Source organism: Streptomyces sp. NPDC005017 (assembly GCF_042873115.1).
In the GTDB taxonomy this organism is placed as follows: domain Bacteria; phylum Actinomycetota; class Actinomycetes; order Streptomycetales; family Streptomycetaceae; genus Streptomyces.
Genome location: NZ_JBIALD010000020.1, coordinates 1 through 24,758 on the forward strand (window position 1 = coordinate 1; position 24,758 = coordinate 24,758).

The following is a 24,758-nucleotide window of genomic DNA, read 5'->3' on the forward strand; positions in this document are numbered from 1 at the left end:
CCCTCCGCCACACCGCCCGAAACCACCTGCGGCCCCTCACCGCCCTCGGCCTGGCATGACGAACCCGGACACAACATCACTTCTCAAAGACCCTGACGGTCCTCAACCTGTCCGAGGCCCCGGACCCGACGGCCGAGGGAGGAGGTCAGGGGCCTCGCCTGCCCGTGAACGAGCCCGCGCCTCACTGCGGCAGCCTGTTGCCTCCGAGGAGCTGGTAACCCTGGGCGGGCAGGCCGAACAGCGACGTGGTGAACACCTGGCTGCCGCGTCCGGCCGGCCGGACGGCGCCGCCCGGCAGCACCCGGACGGCACCCGCGTAGCCGTCCTCGCCGACCGCCGAGACGAGCAGTTCGGGGCGGCCGTCACGGTTCAGATCGCCCGCGGTGACCGACCCGAACCACATGTCCATGCCGCGCGCCGATGGCGTGGCGCCCCGAGCGCGGTGAACGGGCCGTTGAAGGTCTGGGTGAGGTTCCGGCCGCCGACGGTCACCAGACTGGTCGAGGAGGTTCCCTTGCCCGCGGCCGTCACACCCCGGCCGAACATGTCGAAGTCGCGGGGCGTCGGCATCAGCCGCCCGGACACCAGACCGGACCCGCTGCCCCACAGGCGAGTGACCCGCGGCTCGGCTCATGGCTGCGGTCCCTGATTCCGGGCCTGCCCGGGATGGGAGCGGCACCCCGGCCGCGCCGCTCTGCCCTCCGGGAACGGAAACTTTCCGCCTCCCTGTCGCGTTACCGGGAACGACCTGATCGTTCGATGTGTGACACGACGGCGGCGCCGTCGACGGGAGCAGTGAGCAACGCATGGCCATGGTGGGTCTGTTCTGGATCGCCGAGGGCGACGTGTACGTGGGAGCGAAGCCGTCCGGTCTGGGCCGCGGGGTACGCCTGACCCCTGAGGGCGTGCTCGCGCTCGGCGACGGGCGGTCCCGCCTCTTCCTGTGGGAGGACGTACACGCCCTGACGGTGGGGGACGTGCCGGTGAAGACGCTGAGGCGGCAGGTCGGCGCGGCGACGGGCCTGGCTCTGAGCACGGTGATCAACCTTGCCGCGCCCGAGGGCGGCGCCACCGAGGAGGCCCCGCCGCTCATGACCGTATGGCTGGAATCGGGCGCCGAGACACATGGGTTGCCGACGTACTCCGCCGCGGCCGTCGGCTACACCCAGACCGAGGTCGACCTCTCCCGCGCCCTCCTGACCCACCTCACGGAGGGAGCCGCCACGATGGCCACGGCCCTGACGGCGATGTCGGAGTGGGGCCGCGCCCGGGAGGGCGGATCGCCTCGGAGGGCGGAGCGGGAGGAGTTGTTGCGGGGGTGGGTCGGCTAGGTTCCTCCCCTGGCGGATGAACCAGCAGGTGTCTTCCTCCGGCCGGACAGGTCGTCTCTCCGGCGGCCCTGTCATCCCTCGTTCCGGCCGGCCCGGTCATCCCTCGCTCCGGCAACGCGTCGCCCGAAGCCGGAGAAGTCCCGGCCAGCCGCCCTCCTCACCCCTTGATGACCACCGCTCGTACGGCTCCGCGCGGGGCTGCGGCGCGAGACCGCCGCCCCTCACGGCGGCTGGACGCGACGCCCCAGCCTGCGGCCGTAGTCGTGGCACGGGGCTTCGATGTAACGGTAGGTCAGGACGCACAGGGGCAGCAGCACGACGAAGAAGGCGACTTCCAGGAGCAGGTTGTCCTGCCATCGCCGGGCGATGGTGCCGGCGATCACCGCGAGCAGCACCGGGTGCACCAGATAGACCGAGTAACTGATCACTCCCAGTCCGGTCAGCGGTCGCGGCAGGCGTCGACGGCGCAGGGCCAGGCCGATGCCGAAGGTGAGCACGGCCAGGAGGAACGCCAGGATCCACCCACGCCGGGTGAACAGGTCCCCGTCGCCGTACCGGTAGGCGCTCCACACCCCGCAGGCGACCACCACCAGCGCCGCGCCCACCGCGTGCCACCAGGGGCTCTGGCCGTGCTCGGCCTGGTGGACGGCGGTGCCGAGGAACATGACGGCGAGGATCATCAGGCTCTCCCACAGGGGGACCGTGCCGTTGCAGACCAGAACGAGCGCCAGGACCCCGCCCAGCACGCCCCCGAACACGCGAAGCGCGGGCGTCGTGGCGCTCGCGCAGCAGATGGCGGCCACCATGCCGACCGAACCGAACGCGATCAGGGGGCCGACGCCGACCAGGTCCGACAGAGCGGAGCCGCGCAGTGTCACCCCCACGGTGACACTCACGGCCGCGAGCCCGGCCAGGACCGCGGCGACCGTCCCGGACCGCCGCACCCGCAGGGTGAACAGGGCGACGACCAGCAGGTAGAAGGCCATCTCGTACGACAGCGTCCACAGCACCAGCAGGAGACTGGGAGTCCCGAGCAGCTCCTGGAGCAGGGTGACGTGGGCGACGGCCAGCGCTCCGGCGCCCTCCGCCCCCAGGTCACGGATCCTCGCGACGCCGAGCAGGCCGAGAGCGAGGGTCACGACCACCACGGCCGCCCACAGCGGGTAGACGCGGAACACCCTCACGATCCAGAACGTCCTTACGCAGCCGCGGCGTTCGAGGGAGGCGGGGATGATGTAGCCGCTCACGAGGAAGAACACCAGGATGCCGTACCGGCTGGTGTTGAACTCCGGCATCAGATCCTGCCGGAACTCCGGCATGAAGGTCGCGGAGGAGTGGTCGAACGCCACGACGAATGCCGCGATGCCCCGCAGGGCGTCCAGCCAGCCCAGCCGCGCCGGACCGGTGACAGTGGACACAGACGGCAGTCGCATGAGTACTTAGGGTAATCGCGAGAGGGTCGGCAAGACGTGGGCACAGGGCAGCGGGTCGCCCCGCCTCCTCCGGTACGCGGCGCGTGTCCGGCGGGTTACCTGTCGCGCGAGGTCGCAAGGTCGCCGGAGTCCGCCCGCCGGGCGCCGGGCGCCACCTCCTCACCTGCGCCGACGGCTCGGCCGTGACCAGCGGCGTCCTCGTCGGTGCCGACGGCGCGTGGTCGAAGATCAGGCCGCTGCTCCCGGCGATGATGCCGCACGCGATCGGCGCCGAGGGCGGGCCCTGCGAGATCCTGGGCACCTTCGACCGGGACGCCCGCCGGGGCCATCGGCGCAGAAGCGGCGACGCGAGCGAGGGCGGCACCCAGAACGGCACGGTCCAGGGCACCGACGGGTGAGGACGGATCGGGCCGGGCGGCGACTCCGCACAACGGTCACGACCTGCGCCTCGGGCAGCACACCCGGCCATCACCTTGCGGAAACGGCAAGCAACCGTGCCGCTGAGGCATACCCGCCCTACGGTGACGGCATGACCCACGCACACCCCCACCACACTCAGCACCAGCGGCAGCACGACACCGACGGCCAGGCCGAGATCCTCGACCTCGACGCCGAGGTCCTCGCCGAGCACACCGCCTCCATCACCGCATGGCTGCCGCTGACGACCGGCCCTCGACGGATGGCCGACCTGGGCTGCGGCACGGGCGCGGGCACCTTCGCGCTCCTCGACCGTTTCCCCGACGCCCATGTCACCGCCGTCGACGCGTCCGCCGAACACCTCCGGCGGCTGCGCGCCAAGGCCCGCGCCCGCGGCGTGGACGAACGCGTGCGGACCGTGCACGCCGACCTCGACGACGCCGCCTGGCCCGACCTCGGCTCGCCGGACCTGGTGTGGGCCTCCGCGTCGATGCACCACATGGCCCACCCCGACCGCGCACTGCGCAACGTCCATGACGCACTCGCGCCCGGCGGTCTGTTCGCCGTCGTCGAACTGGCCGGATTCCCCCGCTTCCTGCCCGAGACCGCCCCCGAGGGCCGCCCGGGTCTGGAAGAACGCTGCCATGCCGCGAGCGCCCGCTTCCACGCCGAGCACGTGCCCCATCGCGGCGCCGACTGGGGGCCGTTGCTGACCGCCGCCGGATTCACCGTGGAGGGCGAACGCACGGTCAGCGTGCACATCGACGGCTCCGGCAGTGAGGGCGTCGGCCGCTACGCCCTCGGCAGCCTGCTGCGCCTCCGCGGCGCCGCCGCCGAGGCCCTCGCCCCCGAGGACCTCACCGCGCTCGACCAGCTCCTGGACACCGCGAGCCCGCACAGCGTCCTGCGCCGCGACGACCTGACGGTGCGCACCGAACGCTCCGTCTGGGCCGCACGCCGCCCCTGACCGCGGGCGTGCCCGGCTACCCGCCCAGCGGCATCCGTCAGGGTCTCACCGTGCGCCGGAGGACGCCGGTGCGGAGTGCCCGGGCGCGGCGACCGAGAAGTCGACCTTGAGGGCGTAGCGGTGCGCGACGTACGAACTGACCGTGTACTCAAGGGGGTTGCCGTGCTGGTCCACGATGGAACGCGTCTCGACGAGCATCGGCGTGGCATGGTCGACGTCGAGGTCGGGCGCGTCGTCGTCGGCGGTGCGGGCGGTCAGGACGGAGGAGCCGAGCGTCGGGTGCAGTCCCAGGCGGCGCAGCGTCTGGTGCAGGGACCCGGTCTCCAGGTCGGCGGTGAGCAGCGCCCGGAGGGAGGCGGGGAAGACCGCGCGCTCTATGGCCACGGGCAGGTCGTCGAAGAGCCGGACGCGGGTGATCGCGACGACGGACGCGGGCTGCGCCGGGGCGGCCGGGTGGAGTACGGCCTCCTCCTGGACGGTGGCGGGGCGGAGCACGGCCTCCAGGACCCGGGAGCGGGGCGTCCTGCCGGCGGCGAGGGCCTGGTCGTGAAAGCTGAGCAGGGTGCCGACGGGCCGGGCGGCGGCGGCCTGACGTACGAAGCTGCCCCTGCCGGGGACCCGCTCCAGCAGGCCGTCGCGCTCCAGCCGGACCAGGGCCGCACGTGCCGTCATACGGGAGACCCCGAACTCCTGCGCCAGCCGTGACTCGGAGGGGAACGGGTCGCCGTCGGCGGCGGCTTCCAGACGTCGGCGCAGTTCCTTCTCGATGCGCTCGTACAGCGGTTGCGACGAAGCCATGACGGGCGGGTTCCTCCTCGGTCCGACGTGCGGACTCCCAGTGTGACGCCGGTCGACACTGCCGATGACAGCTGTATAGGCTGTATATACAGCTTAGTCGAATCGAAGGAGAGCGCCATGTCCGTGGCCTCGATCGACGTCCCGCGCTGGGACGGCCCTCTGCCCTCGTACGACGAGGTGGCGAAGATGATCGACCACTCGCTGCTGCGACCCGAACTGACTCCCGCCGAGGTCGAGGACGGACTGGCGACCGCGCTCCGGTACGGCACGGCGTCGGTCTGCGTCCGGCCCGCCGACGTGACGGCGGCGGCCGCCACGCTGCGCGGCGGCCAGGTCGCCGTCGGCACGGTCGTCGGCTTCCCGCACGGCGGCGGCACCACGCGGGCGAAGGTGTTCGAGACCACCGAACTGGTCTCCCTCGGGGCGGAGGAGATCGACATGGTGATCAACATCGGCCGCCTGCGCGGCGGCGACATCGCCTACGTCCAGGACGAGATCGCGCGTGTCGTCCAGGCCGCCGAGGGCCGCGTCGTCAAGGTGATCTTCGAGAACGCGTATCTGACGGACCAGGAGAAGACCGCCGGGTACAAGGCCGCCGAGTCCGCCGGCGCGGCGTTCGTGAAGACCAGCACCGGGTTCGCCCCCGGCGGGGCGACGGCCGCCGACATCGCCCTGATGCGGCGCACCGTGTCCCCCCGCGTGCGCGTCAAGGCCGCCGGGGGCGTCCGCTCCCTGGACGCGCTGCTCGCACTCAACCGCCTGGGCGCCACCCGTTTCGGGGCCACGGCCACCGCGGCGATCCTCGAGGACCTCGAAGCCCGCCGCGCCGGCGACCCGCCCGCCGCGAGCACCACCGGCGACACGACGTCCGGCTACTGAGCCTCCCGAAGCAGGCCGCCCGTCCGCTCGGGTCAGGGCGCATCGCCGGAGTGGTGGAAGCGGCACACGACGCCGGGCGCGGGCGCGCGGGGTTCACCTGCGCGCGGAACGTAGAGCGACCGGCCGCCGGGAAACCGCCCGAGCTCGGTGAACAGCGCGGCCCCGTCCTCGACTTCCCTCGCCGCCCAGCCGGTGATGTCCAGCAGCAGCCCGTCCAGCGGCCCGCCTGTCAGCGCGGCATACGTCCGCCCGGGCAGCGGACCGGGGTCGTCATGGTCGCGGCCGTACACCCGTCCGCGCAGCAGCTGCTCGTCACCGTTCATCCGACCAGCCTTGCAGGCACCACTGACAACGGGCTGTGCTGTTCACGCCTGCCGTCCCATGGCCACCCTGCTGGTGGCCGGTCGGCCTGTGCCGAGCGGAGCGACGTCGTCGACGTGCTCATCGCAGGAGCCACCAGATGCCTACGGCGATGAGCGCCAAGGACACCAGCACCATCAGTGGCCGGAGGAACGCGGCACGGCGCCTCGTCGCCTCCTGGCCGTAGGGCGTCCGGGCTCCGCCACCGTAGGGCGTCCGGGCTCCGCCCGCGCTCGGCGGGGGCGCCGGAGCATAGGTCCGTTCGCCCTCTGGAGCCGACGGGCCCGAGGGCGGGCCGTCCGGTCGGACGACAGGTGGCTCCGGGGCACCCCAGTTCTCCTGGCCGCCGACGCCCTGCCCGGCGCGCTCCAAGGCCCCTTGGCCCTCACGGCGCCAGCGGATGCCCTGGACGTCCGTGAACTCGACAGTGACCTCGCCCAGTTGGCCGTGGTGATCGTCCGTGGTCCGCACGGGTGGCAGGGGGAAGATCTCGCTGCCGCCGGCCAGCACCGGCATCTCGCTGATCACCTCGCCGCGGAGGGAGACGCGAACGTCCAGGACCGGCTGGTCGGAGCCGTTGAGAACGACCACCTGCGGGACGACCCAGTTGTCACTGAGCGTCGACCGTGACAACCTGACCTGCCCCACGATCATGGATGCCTGATACCGCTCACGTTCTCGCCGGGCCCTCCTCGCCCGCTCCCGCCGGGCGTCCGCCTCCCGCTCCCGGTCCTGCCGCTCCCGTTCCAGCCGCTCCGCCGCCTCCCGCTCACGAGCACGCTCGGCTCTGCCCTGTTCGTCGGCACGACGCGTCGACTCCCGCTCCTGCCGGACCTTCTGCCGGTGACCCGCGTAACTCAGCGCCAGTCCCGCGAGACCGACCAACAGGCTGAACACGGCGACAAGGTTCTGCACCATGTCCGGACTCTGGTCGACCGGATCCCGCCCTGTCAGCACGCAACCCCGGCCGCGCGGACAAGTCGTTCCGGATGTCACCCTGCCGCCACCGGACGCGGGCGGCAGGGCTATGGGCGAGGTCAGGAGATACTTCCCGCCACCGCCGCCCCGCGCGCTAGGCTTCGCGCGGCACGGAGACGACGGGGGCGTAAGGCATGAAGTCCGAGGAGACACCGCGGTGGGCGTCGGCCCTCGACGCGGTAGTGGTGTACGCGCAGGGCGCGTTGTGCAGTCGGCTGGCACACGGCACGGTGCCGCCGCAGGGGCGGGTACGGGTGGCGGGTCTGCCCCGCTCGATGGACCCGGGATCCCTGCGCGCCCGTGTGCTCGGCGACACCGGTGTGCGCGTCACCGAGGTCCGGGTCGAGGTGGACGCCGAGCCGGCAGCGTCCGGCTCCACGGACGCGTTGAGGCAGGAAGTGGACCGGCTGGCCGACGAGGAGGCGGCGGTGGAAGGCCGCCGCGACCGGCTCCTCGCCCGCATCAAGGAGATCACGGACCTGCGCCCGGTCCCGCCCGCCCGCAAGCGTGACGACCCGCACCGCCGCACACCCGTCGAGGCGTGGCTGACCCTCGCCGACTTCGTCGACGAACGGCTGACGGCCCTGCACCGCCGCCTCGCCGAACTGGAGACGGAACTGAGCCGTGTCCAGCACGACCTCACCGTCGCGACCGACCGCTGGACCAGGAGCTCCACCGACGCCCCCGCCGCCCACGTCGAGACCACGGTCTGCGCCGTCCTGACCCTGGACGGGACGGGTGAGGTCGAACTGGAGCTGGAGTACGGGGTCCCGGGCGCCGTGTGGGTGCCGGCCTACCGGCTGGCCTACCGTCAGAGCGCGGACTCGGGCAGTCTCGTCCTGCGTGCCTCGGTCGCCCAGCGCACCGGCGAGGACTGGACCGGGGTGCGCATCGCCCTGGCCACCGCCGATCTGCGCCGCCGCACCGACCTGCCGCAGCTGCGCTCCCTCCGGATCGGCCGGCGCCAGCCCACCCCCGCCGCCACCGGCTGGCGCGAGCCCCCGGCGGGCCTGGCCGACCTGTTCACCGGCTACGACTCCGCCGGCCCGCGCCCGAGCACCGCCCCGGTGGCCGTCGGAGCCGCGCCTCCGCCGCCTCCTCCGGCCTTCGCCGGCAGCGCACCCGCCCCCGTCCTCCCGCCCGTCCCCATGCCTCCGCAGGAGACGTTGTACGGCGTACGGCCCCCACGCCCCGTCGAGCCGGGCGGCCTCCCGCCGTCGGTCCAGGCCGCCGCAGCCGACTCCGCGCAGGCACGGCAACGCAGCCGTCCGCGCGCGGGCGGCGCGCCCGCCGCCCGCCCGCCGGCCCCCGCCGCCTCGATGGCTCCGCCGCCCCAGGCACCCCCGGCGCCTCCCGCGCCGGTGACCGGCCCGCCGCAGCCCACCGGCGACGAGCTCGACTACGCCGCTCTCGTCCTCGACGGCCCCGAGCAGCCCGGGAACCGCAGGGGCCGCCTCTTCCCGCACACCCCCTCCGACCTGGTGGCGGTCGAGTACCGGCGACGTGCCGAGGCCGTGGCCTCGCTGCCGCTGCCCGGGCACGCCGTACGGCCCCGCGAGTCGGCGGGTTCCTTCGACCACCGGTACGACGCCGTCGCCCGCGCGGACATCCCCTCGGACGGCACCTGGCACACCGTCACCATCAGCGAGATCCCCGTCGGCCTGCGCACCGAGTACCTGTGCGTGCCCCGCGTGCAGGAGAAGGTCTACGGGACCCTGGTGCTGTCGAACGCCACCGACCAGGCGCTGCTGGCCGGGCCCGTGGAGGTCACCGTCGACGACGACTTCCTCCTCACCGCCGCCCTGCCCACCCTCGCACCCGGCGGCGTCCGCCGGATGGGGCTCGGACCCGCCGAAGGCATCCAGGTCACCCGCCGGGCTCACCTCAACGAGTCCACGGCGGGCCTGCGCAACAACGTCACCGTCCTGGACCACCGGGTGCGGGTGGACGTGGCCAACCGGCTCGCCAGGCCCGTCCGCGTCGAGGTCCACGAGCAGGTGCCGGTCACCTCCGAGGCGGACGTCCGGATCGAGGAACGGGCCGACTGGACCGTCCCCGACGACGAGAAGGGACCCGACCACCACGCCCCGGGCACCCGCGTCTGGCGCGTCGACCTGCCCGCCGGGGGCACCGCCGCCCTGCACGGCGGCTACGAGATCCGTATCCCCGCCGCGAAGGCGCTGGCCGGCGGCAACCGCAGGAGCTGACACACACCATGGCCACGGATCCCGACATCCTCCCCGCCCCCGTCACCGCCGTCACCTGCCTGGAGGACCGCGCCCAGGTGGAGCGCGCCCTCACCGTGGAGCTGCGAGCGGGGGTGCAGCGGCTGCGCCTCGGCCCGGTCAGCGCGCTCGCCCTCGACCGCACACTCCACGCCGACGTGACGGCCGGGCACGAGGCGAGCGTGCTGGACGCGCGTATCGTCCGCGCCTGGACACCGCGCCAGCCGCTGCCCACCGCCGAAGACTCGGAACTGCGTCGGCGCGCGCACGCGCTGGAGGAGGAACAGCACGCGCTGGAACAGCGCGCCGACCGGCTGCGCGCCCGGCTCGACCTGCTCGGCCGCCTCTCCACGGACCTGCTGCGCGAGATCGGCGAGGGAACCGGCTCGGGCGAGACGGACACCCTCCGCTGGACCGAGGAACTCGACCATGTGGACGCCGAACGCGACGACCACAGCGAGCAGTTGCGCGCCACACAGGCGCAGCTGACGACACTCGCCGCCAAGATCCGGGACACCTGGCAAGCCGTCCTCCTGTCGGAGCAGCAGCCCGCCGAACTGCTCGGCCACATCGAACTGACCGTACGGTCCGCCGCCGCGGGACCCGCCCGCCTGCGGCTCAGCCACCTCACCGCCTGCGCCCTGTGGCGCCCCGCCTACCGGGCCGTGCTCGACGGGGAGTCCCTGACCCTGGAGACGGACGCCATCGTCTGGCAGCGCACCGGCGAGGACTGGTCCGACGTACTGCTGACGCTGTCCACGGCCCGCTCGTCCTCGGCCACGGAACCACCGCGCCTCACCGAGGACCGGCTCACCCTGACCGACCGGTCCCCGGCCGAACGACGCACCGTCGAAGTGGAGTTGCGCGAGCAGGAGATCACCGATCTCGGCCCCGCCCCCGTGCTCGGCCTGCCCGGCGTGGACGACGGCGGCCAGGCGCGGGTAATGCACTCCCCCGCCCCCGTCACCGTGCCCACCGACGGACGCGCCCACCGCGTACCGCTGTCCTCCGTCACCACCCCCGCGCACAGCGAGTACGCCTGCTCCCCCGAACTGTCGCCGCTCGTGGCCCAGTTGGTGCGCTTCGACAACCCGACCGGACACGCCCTGCTGGCCGGACCCGTCGACCTGGTCCGCGGCAGCGGCTTCACCGGCCGCGGCACACTCGGCTTCACCGCCCCCGGCGCCCCCGTCGAACTCGCCTTCGGCAGCCACGACGACTACCGCGTCCTCCGGCACACCGAGGAGACCCGCGACACCACCACACTGACCCAACGCACCACCGTCACCCGCACGGTACGCCTGCACCTGTCCCGCTTCTCCGCCCCCGGCACCCACACCGACCAGACGGTCGTCCTGCGCGAACGCGTCCCCGTCTCCGAGGTGTCGGCCGTGGACGTACGCCTCCGCAAGGAAGCCTGCTCCCCCGTACCCGACACCGTCGACGACGAGGGCATCGTCCGCTGGGACATCGCCCTGCCACCCGGCGGCCGGCGCTCGATCACCCTCGTCTACGAACTCTCGGCGAGCGGCAAGGTCAGCGGTCTCTGAGCACGAGGAAGCCCCCTGAGGCCCACCGCACCTCAGGGGGTGCCCGCCGAATCGGCCCCTCGCGGGTGTGATCAGTGGTGGAACCCGACGCGGTCGGCGTCGTGGGGGCGTCCTTCGTCGAGGCGTCTGATCGCTCTGCGCATGTCCTCCGCGAGGAGTTCGACCTCGTCGCGGTCGACGCCGTGGCGTACGAGGACTCGCTGGATCACCGTCTCCTGGCGGTCGGGCGGGAGCGGGTAGGACGGGACCTGCCAGCCGCGCATCCGGAGCAGGTCGGAGAGGTCGTAGAGGCTCCACCCGGTCGAGGCCGGATCGGTGAGGGTCCAGGAGACGGCGGGCAGCGCTCCGGCGCCGTCGTAGAGCAGGGTGAACGGGCCCATGTCGGCGATCTGGCGGCCGAGGTGCTGCGCGGTGTCGGCACACGCCTCGTAGACGCGCCGGTACCCCTCGCGGCCCAGGCGCAGGAACATGAAGTACTGCGAGACGACCTGGCCGCCGGGGCGGGAGAAGTTGAGAGCGAGGGTGGGCATGTCGCCGCCGAGGTAGTCGACATGGAAGACCAGGTCCTCGGGCAGGGCCGCCTTGTCGCGCCACAGGGCCCAGCCGACACCGAGCGGCGCCATGCCGTACTTGTGGCCGGAGGCGTTGATCGAGGAGACCCGGGGCAGGCGGAAGTCCCACTCCAGGTCGGGGTGGAGGAACGGGGCGATGAAGCCGCCCGAGGCCGCGTCGATGTGGAGCGGGACGTCGAATCCCTTCTCCGCCTGGATACGGTCGAGTTCGGCCGCGATCTCCACCACCGGCTCGTAGGTGCAGGTGTAGGTCACGCCCAGGATCGCGACGACCCCGATGGTGTTCTCGTCGACGTACTGGCTCAGCTGGTGCGCCTGGAGGCCGGTGGCGCCCGGCTCCACCGGGACCTGGCGCAGCTCGACGTCGAAGTAGCGGGCGAACTTCTCCCAGCACACCTGCACCGGGCCGCACACGAGGTTCGGCCGCTCGGTCGACTGGCCGGCGGCGCGGCGGCGGTCGCGCCAGCGCCACTTCAGTGCCAGACCGCAGAGCATGGCGGCCTCGCTGGAGCCGGTGGTGGAACACCCCACTGCGGGTGCGTTCCCGTCGGCACCGGCCGGCGCGTGCCACAGGTTGGCGAGGATGTTGACGCACCGGGACTCGATCTCCGCCGTTTGCGGGTACTCGTCCTTGTCGACGATGTTCTTGTCGAGACACAGGTCCATCAGGCGGCGGACCTCGTCATCGGCCCAGGTGGTGCAGAACGTGGCCAGGTTCTGCGCGGCGTTGCCGTCGAGCAGGAGCTCGCCGCGCAGCAGCTGGTAGACGACGTGCGGGGGCGCCGGCAGCTCCGGCATGACCCGCTTGGACAGGGGCTGCTCGCTGATCGGCGAAGTGAAGATGTCGGCGGCCGGGTCGGCGGCCGCTTCCTTGGCGTCGTGCAGGGCCACCGGGCGCACCTCTCGCGTTGTTCTGCCGTGTCTCTCTCGGAGGCTATGGGCAGGCCTCCGGACGTGACAGCGGACGTACTCCACCCGGGGCACGGTCACGGCGGGCGGGCGTGGGCCCAGGGTCCGGTGTGCGGGCGCCGGGGGTGTCGTCGCCGCTCGGGTCGAGCTCGGTCACCCTTACGGTGAAACGCCCGGGAAATGACCGTTGCGCACGGTGTGCTCTGGCAGAGTCGGTGGCTGTTCGGCGGCGGCACGAAGCGAGGTGCCCCGTGCGCCCAGTGACCCGGGATGTGCCATGAACGACTCACAGGACGACTGCGGCGGGACGGCCGGCCGGGGCACCGGGAACCGTGCTGTGGCGTCCGCCCGCACACGCCACGCCTTCCCCGTCGTTCGGCCTACGCGCGGCATCGCCGTCGGCGCGTCCGCATGAGGTCCGCGGAGCAGCGCGCGGAGGGCGCGGGGCCGTTCACCACCCGGCTCACCTGGCGGCCTCCCGGCGGTGGTACGGCGGTGTGGGAGTCGCGGCCCGCCCGGCGGCGCGGGGTCATCGCCGTCCGGGAACCCGGCGCCCGCGGCAGCAGCCACGCCAGCGCGGACCGGGTCTCCCTGAGCCGGCTGCGCAGGCTCAACACCGTCGCCGCGACCGCCTTCGTCATCGGCGGGGCCCTCTTCGCGGTCGGCGCCGGCATCGCCCAGTTCGGCTCCGGAGACGCCCTCACCTCCGCCTCGGTCTACTTCGCCGGCGGTCTCTTCTTCAACACCGGCGGCTATGTCTCCCTGCTCCAGGCGGTCAACGCGCCCCGCCATGTGCCCGGCGGCGAGGGCCGGCTCGTCACCCGCGGCTGGCGCTGGTGGAGCTACGAGCCGACGCGGGTGGACTGGCTGAGCGCGTTCGTCCTCTTCGCCGGCACTCTGGTGTTCGCCGTCGACCTCGTGGAGTCGTTCCGCGAAGGGCTGAACGCCCACCAGGTCAACCGGCGGATCTGGGCCCCCGATGTGATCGGCTGCGTGCTGTTCCTGATCTCCGGACACCTCGGGTTCGTCGAGATCTGCCACGGCCGGGGGCCGTGTCTGCGCTGCCGCGGTCTCGGCTGGTGGATCGTCGCCGTGAACCAGGTCGGCTCGGTGCTCTTCATGGTCTCGGCACTCGCCGCGTACACCCATCCCGCCACGGACACCCTGGTCAACGCGGGCATCGCCAACTGGGGCACGCTCCTGGGCGCGGTCGCCTTCTCGGTGGGGGGTGTGCTTCAGCTCTGCGAGCATCCGTGACCTTCCAGGAACCTCACCGCACGCGTGCGGTCGAGCAGCGGACCGGCTTCGCCCTCCGACGCGTACGCGGCATCGCGGAGGCCATCCTGCATCCGACGGCGACAGCGCCTGACGCAGATGGAGCACGGCGATCGGGCCGCTCTCGGAGATGAGCGCTGCGCCCGCGGTGGGGCCGGGCTTCGGTGCGAACAGCCCTGTGTCATCAAGTCTCGCCGGTGGGCTGGACGTTACGGCGCGGTGGCCTGCGGAAGGTCTGTGCCGGGTACGCGGCGTCAGTCCCATGCGGGGTAGCCGGTGACAAAGATGATCACAGATGGCCAGGACACGCGTGTACCTCCGCGGTGACCGTAGCCCGGGAGCGCGACGGGGTCGCGGCATTTTCGTCTCGGCCGCGCGGCTTGGCCTGCACGCGGGCCCCCGGCAGTGGTATCGGGCGTCCTGTCTTGGCGGGACGCGCGGAATCTGTGGTCCCGGCCGGTGACCACCCGAGCCGCGCGCCCCGGAAGCCATCCTTCCGCTGCTCGCAGGCTCGGTCTGCCGGGCTTTGCGTCATATGCCAGGCGGGCGAGGCGCGGTACATGCCTGGTCAGGGGCTGTCGGCTTCCTGTCCGAGCTCACCACCTGCAATTGGTGTGCGACCAGAAGTTACGGGTCCCGGGAGCGGCCACCAAGCCAGGAGGTCGTCCACACCCGTTGTCGCCGCTGCCTGCTTGTACTTCGCTTCGTCTCCGGTCAGCGCGGAATGGCCCAGGCCGGTGTCCAGGTCCCGGCGGTGTCCTGGTCGGCCGCCGCGGCGGCCAGGTGGGCGCGGAGGGTGTTCAGCGCGGGGTGGGGGTTGTCGCGGTGCCAGAGGAGTGAGTGCGGGTAGACGGGGGTCGGGTCGGTCACCGGGATACGGCGCAGACCGTGGCCGGCGGGCCAGACCAGGCGGGTGTGCCCGCCCGTGAACGTGGCCAGGGCCGGGGTGTCGGCGATGGTGTCGAGGAGCACGTCGGAGCCGAAGTTGGGGCCGGTCGCCTCGATGGTGAGGCCGAACTCGGCGACGAGGGCATCGTAGTAGGCGGCCCATTCGGTTCCTGGGACGATGCCGGGCATCCAGATCCGGTGCCCGGCGAGCCGGGCGAGAGGTACCGACCGGGCGCCCGCCAGCGCGTGCCTCGACGGCTCTGCTCACTGCCCTGTGGGGCGTACCGGCCACCCTTCTCGGGCTCCGCCCGGCGATCGGCCTGGCCGGCGTACTTCTGCTGGCGACACCGCTCTTGCTCCCACGCCGGGCGACGGCGACGGCGAGGACTCCGGAGACGGAAGCGGCACGGAACGGTCCGTGACGGCCCGGGAGCCCGGCCGTGGCAGCGTGATGACACCCTGGAGCAATGGAACCTGTCACCGATGCCGCCAGCACCGGCCTGCGGCGCCTGCTCAACGAGTGGGATCCGATAGGCGTCGCGGACGACGTCGACGACGAGTACGACTGCATGCTCGTCCCCTTGCTCCAGATGCTGAGCGCCGGCGTCGACCAGCGGAAGCTCGGTGAATTTCTGCGGCACGAGCTGGAGGATCACTTCGACCTCAGCCCTGTGCCGTCCGAGCCGCATGCGATGGCCGCTCGGGTGATGTCGTGGTGGACAGCCGCCTGCTCGCACGGAGGTCGGTGAATGGCAGCTGCCGCTGCCCGAGATCTGCGTAATCCGGTGACGGGTGTCCGCTGACCCGTCCACCTGGGGCGGCGACAGCCGGAGTGGCTGAATTTCTTCTCGTTGAAACGTGTGCCGTGCACCATGCACGGGCCACGGATTCGCGGCGCAGGCGCTTCGGGCACTCGCCGTCGCGTCGCGTTGTCGTGGCTTTCTGGTCTTCTTGAGAATGCGGGCGGCCGCCCGATGCCCAGACGGTCCGCAGGAGCGGCGGATGTCGGGGAGCGGCGCTCACCTGCGATGCTCAGCAATACGGACCGCATTGCCCTTGTCAGCGATCGATTTCCTTCCCGGCAGGCCTCCTGCCGTCGTACCCGCGCGCAGGTGTCAACGACGGTTTTTGGCTAACAAGCGGTCGTTGAGCGACAGGGGGGTGTGCGTAGGGTGATGTCTGCGCGACGCTTTCGACCGTCAACACAACAACGGGGAGCAGCCAAGTGGAGCAGCCGTCCAGGCCGCTCGGCGAGACATTACGCCGACTCGGCCTGATCATCGAAGTGCAGAGACTCGCCCTCGCGGACTCGGCGGTCCGGTCGGTGATGGTGCCGCTGGAGGTCGCGGCGCGATGAGCAGCAAGGCGATGAAGTCGCTCCTGGCCGACTTGGGCCGCCGTGCGGCGCGGACTCTTGAACGGCCGGCGGATCCAAGGGTCGTGATGGAGGAGTTCTGTCGCGCCATGAGCGTGCGCCGGGGCCGGCCGATCCAACTGGTCTTCAGGGCGTTCCCCGAGGACGTCCCCGCCTCCGGCCTGCGACTGGACTGTGGTGACAGATCCGTCATCGTCGTGGAGGCGCGCGCCGTCCCTGAAGCGCAACTCGTCATTCTGGGGCATGAGTTGTGGCACGAGGAGCAGGGCGGGTGCGACCGTCATGCCACCGGGTTCTCCGCGGCTGCCCGGACGCTCGGCTCCGCCGAGTCCCCGAAGGCCCTGCATCAGGTCGCGGCCGAGATCCTCGCCGCCGAGGAGGTCCCCCGCGAGACGCTGCTGGCCGTCGCGGCCCGCGCGGCTTCCGTGGACGAACACGAAGCGGATGCCGAGACGTTCGGGCTGATCTTCGCCCGTGAGGTCCGTACGTGGGTCAAGGGGCGTTACGCCAGAGGCCCGGTCAGCCCGTCCACCGTGGAAGGGCGCATCAACCTGTCCCTCAGCAACCACAGTGGGCAGATCCTGGGATGAGTCTCGAGGACCTCCGCATCCCGTACGTCGTACCGACCGTTCTGCTGATGGCAGGGCTCGGCCTGAAGTCCCCGACGATCCTGCGCTCCTGGAAGGACCCCAACGCGCGGGCGACCTGGTTCGTGCTGCTGTTCGCCTCGGCCGTCTTCCTGAGCGTGGCGCCCAGCAGCATCCGGAGGATCAACACGGTGACCGGAGTGGCGAACTTCGCCGCCCCGTGGTCCTATTCCCTGCTCACACTGTTCTGCGGCGCCTGCCTCACCATGATCATCACCTGGCGGGAGGAGCCGACCTCGCGACGGCGGCGCAGGATCCAGCTGATCTGGGTCATCTACTCGGGCGCCGTCGCCAGCCTGTGGGTGACGTTCCTGCGGGCCGACGTACCGGTCGAGCGCGTCTACGACCTGGACACGTACTACGCCAACACGCCCTGGATGCGCGAGCACATCGTGCTGTACCTGCTGGGCTACATGGTCTCCGCCCTTGTCGCCGCGTGGATGATCTGGACCTGGATCGGGCGGGTCCGTGGCCGATGGCTACGGGGCGGTCTGGTGTTTCTCCAGGCCGGCTACGCCTTCGGCCTGGGTTTCGCCGTCTGCAAGCTCATCGCCATCGGCGCCCGCTGGACCGGCAGGGACTGGGACATGCTCAGTACCGACGTCGCTCCGCTGTTCGCCCTTCTGGGCGCGACCCTGGTGGCCACCGGCTTCATCCTGCCCGTGCTCGGACCGTTCCTCCAGACATGGCCGTGTGATCAGGCCGCCTTCTGGGTCCTGAAGCCGTTGAAGAACCTGATCCGCGAGGTCGCCCCGCTGTCGGCCCGGGCCCGGGTCAGCCGCTTCGCGCCCCTGGACCTGCGGCTGATGAAACGTCAGCAGCAGATCCACGACGGCCTGTTGCGTCTCGCGCCGTTCTTCGACGAGACGCTGTACGAGCGGGCCTACCGGGCGGCGGCCGACCGGCACGGCGAGACGGCCGCCCGGGGCGTCGCCGGAGTCATCGCCCTGCGCGCCGCCGTCGACTCGTACACCAGCGGCACGCCCCGCGATCACGCCGGAGGGCCCGCCCAGATCAGTCGGGAGGTCTCGGACCATCTCACGGCGATCTCACGGGCCATGCTCCGCCCCGATCGTGTTGACCGCGTCCGCCGACAGGCGAGCACAGGCAGCACGCCCTCCCATGTCTGACAGCACAACTGCTCGCCCATACAGAGCCGTTGTCATAGGCGCCGGCGCCGCCGGACTGTTCGCGGCCGCCGCGCTGGCGGAGTTCGCCGAGGTGACCGTCGTCGAGCGGGACCGCCTCCCCCGGCACGGCCCCCAGGCCCGACGCGGCGTTCCCCAGGCCCGGCACGCCCATCTCGTGTGGAGTGGCGGTGTGGCCGCCTTCGACGAGCTGCTCCCGGGCGTCGTCGACGAGGCCGTCCTGCGCGGCGCCCGCCTGGTCCACATCATGCGCGACATGGTCAGCCGCGCCCCGAACGAGGTGTGGTTCAGGCGGTTCACCTCCGTGTGTCACCACAGCCTGGTGTGCTCGCGCCCCCTTCTGGACGCCGTCGTCGGCGCCCGCGTTCTGAACGACCCCCGGATCACCCTCCGGGAGGGCATCACGGCACTCCGGCTCGAAGGCACCTCCGCCACCGTCACCGGCCTGCGCGTCGGCGGCGTCGGTGGCGAGGAGGAGACACTCCCCGCCGACCTGGTCGTCGACGCCTCCGGCCGGGGCTCACGCGCCCCGCACTGGCTGAGGGAACTCGGCCTGCCGGACGTACCCGAACGCGAGGTCGACGCCGGAGTCCGCTACGCCACCCGCCTGTTCAAGGCACCCGGCGGCACCACGTCCGTCGTCTTCCCCCTGGTCAACGTACAGGCCAACCCCGCCAAGCCCCCCGGCCAGGCCGGTATCATCGTGCCCGTCGAGGACGGACAGTGGATCGTCACGCTCTCCGGCAGCCGCGGCGGCGAACCCCGTGACGAGTCGGGGCAGTTCGTCGACTTCGCCCTCGGCCTCGACGACCCGCTCATCGGTGAGCTGCTGCGCGACGCCGAACCGATCGGCGACGTCGTCACCAGCCGCAGCACCGCCAACCAGCGCCGCTACTACGAGAAGGCACGCGACTGGCCCGACGGCTTCGTCGTCACCGGCGACGCAATCGCCCGCTACAACCCCGTCTACGGACATGGTCTCACCGTGGCCGCCCAGTGTGCTCTCGCCCTGCGCGACACCCTGCGGGCCCACCGGATCACCGCGCCCGGCACGGCCCGGCGCGTTCAGCGTGCCGCCGCGCGTCCGGTCGGCGCCGCCTGGGACCTCGCCGTGGGCCAGGACATCTTCTACCCGGGTGCCGGCGACAAGCCGCCGACCTTGGCCGAGAAGCTGCTCGCCCGCTACGTAGACCGCTGTGTCGCGACCGCGGCGGGCAACCCCCGCGCCCTGGACGCTCTCCTGGACGTGATGAGCCTCAGCAGGCCGCCCACCCGTCTGTTCTCGCCCGACATGCTCTGGCCCATGCTCGTCGGCCGCGGCAGGCCTCGGCTGACCGCCGCGCCGTTGCGTGACGAGGAACGCAAGAGGGCGCGTCCCTGAGTCCAGCGGAGCGTCGGGCGTGGTGCGGACCTCGCACGCCCGCGTGCCACTGCCGCTCGGAACAGCATCCCGACTTCGCACGCCCGCGTACCGTCGGCGCCCAAGAACAGCATCCCAACCCCGCGCACCCACGTACCGTCGCCGCCCGGAACAGCACCCGGGCGGCGACGGCATGACCTCTCGTCAGGCGGCCACCGCCGCACACGCCGGGTTCTCCGCGTCGTCCAGCCACGCCATCAGCGTGGTCCGGGCGCGGGACACCCGGGAACGCACGGTGCCGACGGGACAGTCGGCGACGTAAGCGGCGTCCGCGTAGGGCAATCCGACGAGTTGGGTGAGGACGAACGCCTCCCGCCGGTCGTCCGGAAGCATGGCCAGCAGCTCGGCCAGGGCGATGCCGTCGTCGAAGCCGGGCAGTTCGCGCGCCTGCGTCCGCTCGGCGGCCGACTGCCAGTCCTCCGTGTCCGACAGACGGGGGCGGGTGGACGCGTAGCGGATGCTGTCGATCACCGCGCGACGGGCGATGGACAGCAGCCAGGTGCGGGCCGAGGAGCGGCCCTCGAAGCGGGGCAGACTGCCCAGGGCGCGCAGGAAGGTGTCCTGGGTGAGGTCGTCGGCGCTTTGGGGATCCGCGCCGAGGAAGGTCACGTACCGGCGGACGTCCTTGTGCAGGGCGCGGACGAAACGCTCCACGGCGACGGGGTCACCGCCGCGGGCGTCGAGCGCCCAGGCCGTGATCGACGCCTCCAGCGCCGCGTCCCCCGAAAGCCTGCCCGACGTGGGCTCCTCACCGGACGTGGGCTCCTGACGATACGTCAACTCCTCGTGGGACATGGATCCTTGGCATGCCGAAGACAGGGCAGGCGTGATCACCTGGTGTCTCTCCTTCTCGGGAAACCAGGACCGGTTCGTACCGCGGCGGCCGGAACTGCCGTGCGGGACGGTGCGGTCCGGTGAAATGGGGGGGGACGGCCGGGCGTGAGAGTGCTCGGCCGATGCCCGGGACAGGAGCCGACGGGTCGTCGTGTCGGCAGGTGTCCCGGGAATCCGGCTGTCGTCAGGCGACGGCAGCGGTCCCCGTGGGCGGTCCCCGAGAGGTGATCGCGTGGGTGAGAAGGAGTTGGCGCGGGGCGCGTTCGGACCGGCCGCGGCGGGCGTGGACGCGCGGCCGGTGCGGTGGCGCGGGCAGCGTCAGGAGCGCGCGCAGCGGTGCGGCGAACCAACCGGCGACCGCCCGCAGGATGCGGAAGGCGGCGCGTTCGCCGTGGGCGAGCCAGACGCCGCACAGCAGCGCGGCCAGCAGGTGGGCGGCGAGCATGCCCGTGGAGGACATGCCGCCCATACCGTGGTCCAGGACCTGCCCGGCGTCCATGTGGTGCATCGGCCCCATGGAGTGCGTGCCGCTCATCCCCTGACCCTGCGTGCCCTGGGACATCGGCATGGCGTCATGCGCCTCGCCCGGTCCCGAGGGTGAACCGCACAGCAGGTAGCCCAGCCATCGCCTGCCCAGCGGTCTCGTGGCGGCCGTCTGCGGGTCGGCGAGGGCCTGGGCCAGTGAGAACGAGGTGTGGAGCAGGGCCTGGGCCGCCACGGTGGCGGCGCCGACGAGGAGCGGCCTGCGTTCCCGGCCGGCGAGGGACCACGCCACGCCCCCGCTCGCCCCCGCGCCGGCGACGAGCGCCCACCAGGGCACGGCGGTCCCCGACATCATGGCGTGGCCGAGGGAGGCGAGCAGCACGCAGACGGCCGCGAACACCGCGGCCCTGAGAGCGCGCGCACACCCCCCAGCAGTCATGTCGGCCTCATCCTCGCAGTCCGGTGCTCACACGTCACGAGAGGGTACGGAAACAATCCTGGTTCCCTACTCAACCCTCCTTTGTGACGCACGCCACGACAACCGCCGGGAACTCGCCGGGCATCAAGGCCGACTTCTGGCCTGGACCCGCGAGCACCGCGGGACTGAGGAGGGGGCGTTGGTGGCGGCGGAGCACGATGAGGCACGGGCCGGCGCGGCACGGGGCCCGGCCGCGGCGGAGACGAGCACACGGACCGAAGCGGCGGCAGCCCCGGCGCCGACGCGTACACCCACCGGGGTGGCACCGGGCCCGGCACAGGCAGGCGCGGCCATGACGGCGCTCCTGACGTGTGCCATGGCCTTCTCAATGATGCAGCTGTTCCTGCTCGGCGCCCTCGGCCCACGGCTCGTGGACGACCTCGGGGTGTCACCGACCGTGCTGGGGCTGACGACGACGGTCGGCTTCGGCGCGGCGGCCGTGCTCTCGCCTCTCGGCGGACGCGTGGTGGACCGGGTCGGCCCGCGCCGCTGTCTGATCGCGCTGCTGCTGGTGTCCGCGGCGGCTCTGGCGCTGATCGGCGCCGCGCCGGGTACGGCGTTCCTGCTGGCGGCGGTCGCGCTGGGCGGGCTGCCCCAGGCCCTCGCGAACCCCGCCACGAACAAGTCGATCCTCGCGGCCGTGCCCGCCGAACGCCGTGGCTCGGTGACCGGTACGAAACAGTCGGGCGTGCAGTTGGGGGCGTTCGCCGCCGGGCTGCCGCTGGCCGCGCTCGCGGGCGCCGTCGGCTGGCGGGGCGCGGTGTGGACGGCCGCCGCGGCCGCCGTCGTCACCGCCGTCTGGGCGGCGCGCACGCTGCCCGCCGATCCGCCGCCGAAGTACACCCCCGCCTCGTGGCTCCCCCGGGGCACGATCGCCTGGCTGGCCGCCTTCTCGCTGCTGCTGGGCTGCGGCATCGCCTCCGTCAACACCTACCTGGCCCTCTACGGCGTACGGCGCCTCGGGCTCGGGGAGACGGCGGCCGCGGCCCTGGTGGCGGTGCTGGGCGTCGCAGGCATCGCCGGACGGGTGGGCTGGTCCAGGCTCGCGGACCGGCCGGGCCGTGCGCTGTGGCTGCCGTCCGGCCTGGCGGTCGGCGCGGTCGCGGCCTCGCTGCTGCTGACGGCCTCCGCTCACGTCCGTCCGCTGGCGTGGGTGGCGGCCGTGGCCGTGGGTGTGTTCGCGGTCGCGGCCAACGCGGTGTCGATGGTGCTGGTGATGCAGCGAGCGGCACCCGGCCGCGCCGGGCAGGACTCCGCGCTGGTCTCTGCGGGCTTCTTCGCCGGGTTCGCGCTCGGCCCGCCGTTGTTCGGCCTGCTGGCCTCGGCCGGGCGGTACGGGACGGGCTGGCTGCTGGTCGCCGCGGAGTTCGCGGGCGCGGGCGCGGTGGCACTGGCCTGGGCGGTACGGGAACAACGCCGGGGCGTACGTCCATGAGCGCGGCCTCCCCGGACGGGCCCGGCGCGGTGCCCGGCTGGGCCGCCCGCGCGCTACGGGCCGTGCTAGACCGGGTCTCCGTCACCCGTGCCCAAGTGGGCGACCGCTTCCCGCTGTTCGCCGCCCCTGACGAGAGCGGGTGGACGACGACGGGACGAGGCTCCTGGGCGGGCGGCTTCTGGACGGGTCTGCTGTGGCTGCGCGCCAGGTACACGGGCTCGGCGGCGGACCGAGAGGCCGCCGCGCGGTTCACCGGGCGCCTCGCGCACTGGGTGGACGCCGACACCGCCACCCGCGGCCTGGTCTTCTGGTACGGCACCGCGCTCGCCGACACCGGCGAGGCCGCCGGCCTGCGCGGACGCGCGGCGCAGGCGTGCCGGGCCTCGTACGAGCCGCGTCTCGGCCTGGTCCCGTGGGGTGCCGCGTTCGGCGGCCCCCGTCTGCTGGCCCGCGTCGACGGGGTCCCCGGCACGGTCCCGCTGCTGGCCTCGACGGCTCCCGGCCTCGCCGCGGCCCATCTGCACAGTCATCTCCGACTCTGCCTCGGCGGCGACTCCTTCCGCTGGTCCTGGCGATACGAGGAGAGCGCCGGTTGGGTTCCGTACGACGATCCACCGCCCGGCTGGAGCCGCGGACGGGCCTGGCTGCTGCTGGCCGTCGCGGACGCGGTCCACCGCCTGGGCGGCGACGATCTGTCGCAACCGCTCCACCGTCTGCTCCCCGCGGCCGTCGTTCCCCGGGCCGACGAGGCGCACCCCGACGGCCCGCCCGACACCTCCGCCGCCGCCGTCACCGCCGTGGCCCTGCTCAAGCTCGGCCACCACGACCAGGCCGCCGCCCTGCTCCACGACCTGGTACGCCATCACCTCACCGCCGACGGCCGCCTGCTGCACGGCTGCTACGACCTCGCCGCCGGAACCGCCACCGCGCACGAACTCGTCTGGGGCGACTTCTTCCTCGCCTACGGGCTGGCCGTGCTGACGGGTCTCGTGGACCCTCACACGGCCTAGCCCGCCTGACGACGACGGAGCTCGACGGGGTGCGGCGGGCTTCGCGTCATGCACCGGTCCCCGAACCGGTCGACAGCACCCGGCGCGCGACCGACGTCATGTGGAGTTCGTCCGGGCCGTCCAGGACACGGGCCGCCCTGCCGGTGCGGAACAGGGCGGGCAGTGGGGTGTCCGGGCCGAGGCCCGCCGCACCGTGGACCTGGATCGCAGCGTCGGCGACCTGCTGCAGGGTGCGGGCGGCGGCGACCTTCGCCAGGCCCACCTCCACATGGGCGTCACGGCCCGCGTCCAGGAGGGCGACGGCCTCGTACACGAGCGGACGCGTCGTGCGCAGCGCGAGCAGGGACTCGAAGACATGGCGTTGGACGAGCTGGAGGTCGCCCAGCGGGCCCCGGGAGCGGGTGCGGGTCACCGCCCGCTCCCGCATGAGATCGAAGGCGCGTCGCGTCTGACCCAGCCAGCGCAGACAGCGCAGGGTGCGGCCGAGCTGGAGGCGTTCACCCGCGACCGCCAGTGCCTTGCCGCGCTCACCGATGAGGTGGTCGCCCTCGACCACGACGGCGTCGAGTTCGATCTCCCCTTGTCCGGCGGCCCCGAACACCGGTAGTTCCCGGACCAGTCGGAAGCCGGACGAGCTGGTGGGCACCAGCAGCAGTGACAGGCCCTCGCGGTCCGACGGGCCGCCGTCGGTTCGGGCCAGCACCGTGGCCACGTCGGCGTCGGCGGCGCCGCTGGTGAACCACTTGCGCCCGCTCACCCGCCACGCTCCGTCCGGCAGCGGCACGGCCCGTGTGGCGGTGAGGAAGGGATCGGTGCCCGGGGTGTCCGGCTCGGTCATGGCGTAGCAGGCGCGCTGCTCGCCGCTCACCAGCCGCTCGGCATGGCGTTCGCGGACCCGGGTGCTGCCGTGCCGCCACAGCATCAGCGCGTCCAGCAGCGACGCCGATCCGAGCGCGGACGGCCCGTGGTCGCTGGCGCCCTCAGCCTCGGCGATGTGCGCGTAGGAGCGCAGCGGCATTCCCTGGCCACCGAGTTCGGTGGGCAGTGGCAGCGCCCACAGCCCTTCCGCCTTCGCCAGCGCCCGGAGGTCCCGCAGCGTTTCGGCGGCCTCCGTTCCACCGGCGTCCAGCACGGGTTCGTTCGGCATCACTCGGTCGCGTACGAACGCGGCGACCCGGTCCCTCAACTCAACTACACCGCTGGGGCATTCGGGCTCTCCCGTGAACTCCACCATGCGGATACCTCCTCGCTTTCCCGGCCGCGCGGGAACCCGGGCCGTCGGCCGTCCGACTGCTTCTTTCGTGGAACTGGTCGGGGGCGACCGTCCCCGGGTTCCCGCGCGTCAG

General features: G+C 72.7%; 23 protein-coding genes and 1 pseudogene. 14 read left to right on the top strand and 10 right to left on the bottom strand.

Features of this window, described 5'->3' with window-relative positions:
- Positions 1–181: 181 nt before the first annotated feature.
- Positions 182–409 carry an FG-GAP repeat protein gene (locus tag ACFYR0_RS26675; protein ID WP_389333065.1) on the bottom strand — a complete coding sequence of 76 codons (228 nt, stop codon included), beginning with the start codon at positions 407–409 and terminating at the stop codon, positions 182–184.
- 397 nt (positions 410–806) lie between these two features.
- Here ACFYR0_RS26675 and ACFYR0_RS26680 point away from each other — a divergent pair, with 397 nt between their 5' ends.
- Positions 807–1,331 carry a hypothetical protein gene (locus ACFYR0_RS26680; RefSeq protein WP_389333067.1) on the top strand — a complete coding sequence of 175 codons (525 nt, stop codon included), beginning with the start codon at positions 807–809 and terminating at the stop codon, positions 1,329–1,331.
- A 221-nt stretch (positions 1,332–1,552) separates the two neighbouring features.
- On the opposite strand, the gene ACFYR0_RS26685 is transcribed toward ACFYR0_RS26680, so the two are convergent.
- Positions 1,553–2,764 carry an acyltransferase family protein gene (locus tag ACFYR0_RS26685; RefSeq protein ID WP_389333070.1) on the bottom strand — a complete coding sequence of 404 codons (1,212 nt, stop codon included), beginning with the start codon at positions 2,762–2,764 and terminating at the stop codon, positions 1,553–1,555.
- A gap of 182 nt (positions 2,765–2,946) precedes the next feature.
- Here ACFYR0_RS26685 and ACFYR0_RS26690 point away from each other — a divergent pair, with 182 nt between their 5' ends.
- On the top strand, positions 2,947–3,162 hold the full coding sequence (locus tag ACFYR0_RS26690) for a hypothetical protein (RefSeq protein ID WP_389333072.1): 216 nt from the start codon (positions 2,947–2,949) through the stop codon (positions 3,160–3,162).
- Positions 3,163–3,293: 131 nt separating this feature from the next.
- Positions 3,294–4,148, top strand: coding sequence for a class I SAM-dependent methyltransferase (locus ACFYR0_RS26695; protein ID WP_389333075.1), 855 nt, complete (start codon positions 3,294–3,296; stop codon positions 4,146–4,148).
- 45 nt (positions 4,149–4,193) lie between these two features.
- Here the strand turns inward: ACFYR0_RS26695 and ACFYR0_RS26700 are convergent, their stop codons facing one another.
- Positions 4,194–4,946, bottom strand: a complete 753-nt coding sequence (locus tag ACFYR0_RS26700; protein ID WP_389333078.1) for a GntR family transcriptional regulator — start codon at positions 4,944–4,946, stop codon at positions 4,194–4,196.
- Between the two features lie 117 nt (positions 4,947–5,063).
- On the opposite strand from ACFYR0_RS26700, the gene deoC reads away from it, so the two are divergent.
- Positions 5,064–5,825, top strand: a complete 762-nt coding sequence (deoC, locus tag ACFYR0_RS26705; protein ID WP_389333081.1) for a deoxyribose-phosphate aldolase — start codon at positions 5,064–5,066, stop codon at positions 5,823–5,825.
- Positions 5,826–5,857: 32 nt separating this feature from the next.
- On the opposite strand, the gene ACFYR0_RS26710 is transcribed toward deoC, so the two are convergent.
- Both ACFYR0_RS26710 and ACFYR0_RS26715 read right to left on the bottom strand, forming a co-directional pair.
- A complete protein-coding gene (locus ACFYR0_RS26710; RefSeq protein ID WP_389333084.1) occupies positions 5,858–6,148 on the bottom strand; it encodes a hypothetical protein in 291 nt (96 codons plus the stop codon).
- A 118-nt stretch (positions 6,149–6,266) separates the two neighbouring features.
- On the bottom strand, positions 6,267–7,103 hold the full coding sequence (locus ACFYR0_RS26715; protein WP_389333087.1) for a hypothetical protein: 837 nt from the start codon (positions 7,101–7,103) through the stop codon (positions 6,267–6,269).
- Between the two features lie 194 nt (positions 7,104–7,297).
- On the opposite strand from ACFYR0_RS26715, the gene ACFYR0_RS26720 reads away from it, so the two are divergent.
- Positions 7,298–9,370, top strand: coding sequence for a DUF4139 domain-containing protein (locus ACFYR0_RS26720; RefSeq protein ID WP_389333090.1), 2,073 nt, complete (start codon positions 7,298–7,300; stop codon positions 9,368–9,370).
- Positions 9,371–9,378: 8 nt separating this feature from the next.
- Positions 9,379–10,938, top strand: coding sequence for a DUF4139 domain-containing protein (locus ACFYR0_RS26725; RefSeq protein ID WP_389333093.1), 1,560 nt, complete (start codon positions 9,379–9,381; stop codon positions 10,936–10,938).
- 71 nt (positions 10,939–11,009) lie between these two features.
- Here ACFYR0_RS26725 and ACFYR0_RS26730 read toward each other — a convergent pair whose 3' ends face one another.
- Positions 11,010–12,401, bottom strand: a complete 1,392-nt coding sequence (locus tag ACFYR0_RS26730; protein ID WP_389333096.1) for a glutamate decarboxylase — start codon at positions 12,399–12,401, stop codon at positions 11,010–11,012.
- A gap of 429 nt (positions 12,402–12,830) precedes the next feature.
- On the opposite strand from ACFYR0_RS26730, the gene ACFYR0_RS26735 reads away from it, so the two are divergent.
- Complete coding sequence (locus ACFYR0_RS26735) at positions 12,831–13,676, top strand: hypothetical protein (RefSeq protein WP_389333099.1); 846 nt, start codon at positions 12,831–12,833, stop codon at positions 13,674–13,676.
- A gap of 732 nt (positions 13,677–14,408) precedes the next feature.
- Here the strand turns inward: ACFYR0_RS26735 and ACFYR0_RS26740 are convergent.
- Positions 14,409–14,831: pseudogene (locus ACFYR0_RS26740) on the bottom strand (LysR family transcriptional regulator); the annotation flags it as partial.
- 218 nt (positions 14,832–15,049) lie between these two features.
- On the opposite strand from ACFYR0_RS26740, the gene ACFYR0_RS26745 reads away from it, so the two are divergent.
- The 5 genes from ACFYR0_RS26745 to ACFYR0_RS26765 all read left to right on the top strand — a co-directional run bounded on the left by ACFYR0_RS26745 (position 15,050) and on the right by ACFYR0_RS26765 (position 19,133).
- Positions 15,050–15,331, top strand: coding sequence for a hypothetical protein (locus ACFYR0_RS26745; protein ID WP_389333102.1), 282 nt, complete (start codon positions 15,050–15,052; stop codon positions 15,329–15,331).
- 476 nt (positions 15,332–15,807) lie between these two features.
- Positions 15,808–15,939 carry a hypothetical protein gene (locus ACFYR0_RS26750; RefSeq protein ID WP_389333105.1) on the top strand — a complete coding sequence of 44 codons (132 nt, stop codon included), beginning with the start codon at positions 15,808–15,810 and terminating at the stop codon, positions 15,937–15,939.
- Entirely contained in the window at positions 15,936–16,547 is a 612-nt protein-coding gene (locus ACFYR0_RS26755) for a toxin (RefSeq protein ID WP_389333108.1), read from the top strand. Before ACFYR0_RS26750 ends, ACFYR0_RS26755 begins: the two co-directional genes overlap by 4 nt.
- Positions 16,544–17,734, top strand: coding sequence for a DUF6545 domain-containing protein (locus ACFYR0_RS26760; protein WP_389333111.1), 1,191 nt, complete (start codon positions 16,544–16,546; stop codon positions 17,732–17,734). Before ACFYR0_RS26755 ends, ACFYR0_RS26760 begins: the two co-directional genes overlap by 4 nt.
- On the top strand, positions 17,727–19,133 hold the full coding sequence (locus tag ACFYR0_RS26765; RefSeq protein WP_389333114.1) for an NAD(P)/FAD-dependent oxidoreductase: 1,407 nt from the start codon (positions 17,727–17,729) through the stop codon (positions 19,131–19,133). Before ACFYR0_RS26760 ends, ACFYR0_RS26765 begins: the two co-directional genes overlap by 8 nt.
- Positions 19,134–19,316: 183 nt before the next feature.
- Here ACFYR0_RS26765 and ACFYR0_RS26770 read toward each other — a convergent pair whose 3' ends face one another.
- Entirely contained in the window at positions 19,317–19,967 is a 651-nt protein-coding gene (locus ACFYR0_RS26770) for a sigma-70 family RNA polymerase sigma factor (protein ID WP_389333117.1), read from the bottom strand.
- 223 nt (positions 19,968–20,190) lie between these two features.
- On the bottom strand, positions 20,191–20,928 hold the full coding sequence (locus ACFYR0_RS26775) for a hypothetical protein (RefSeq protein ID WP_389333120.1): 738 nt from the start codon (positions 20,926–20,928) through the stop codon (positions 20,191–20,193).
- Positions 20,929–21,283: 355 nt separating this feature from the next.
- Here ACFYR0_RS26775 and ACFYR0_RS26780 point away from each other — a divergent pair, with 355 nt between their 5' ends.
- Positions 21,284–22,402: an MFS transporter gene (locus ACFYR0_RS26780; RefSeq protein WP_389333123.1), complete on the top strand. Its 1,119-nt coding sequence runs from the start codon at positions 21,284–21,286 to the stop codon at positions 22,400–22,402.
- Positions 22,399–23,412, top strand: coding sequence for a sugar ABC transporter permease (locus ACFYR0_RS26785; RefSeq protein WP_389333126.1), 1,014 nt, complete (start codon positions 22,399–22,401; stop codon positions 23,410–23,412). The genes ACFYR0_RS26780 and ACFYR0_RS26785 overlap by 4 nt, the downstream gene beginning before the upstream one ends.
- A 46-nt stretch (positions 23,413–23,458) precedes the next feature.
- On the opposite strand, the gene ACFYR0_RS26790 is transcribed toward ACFYR0_RS26785, so the two are convergent.
- A complete protein-coding gene (locus ACFYR0_RS26790) occupies positions 23,459–24,646 on the bottom strand; it encodes an acyl-CoA dehydrogenase family protein (protein ID WP_389333129.1) in 1,188 nt (395 codons plus the stop codon).
- Positions 24,647–24,758: the final 112 nt, after the last annotated feature.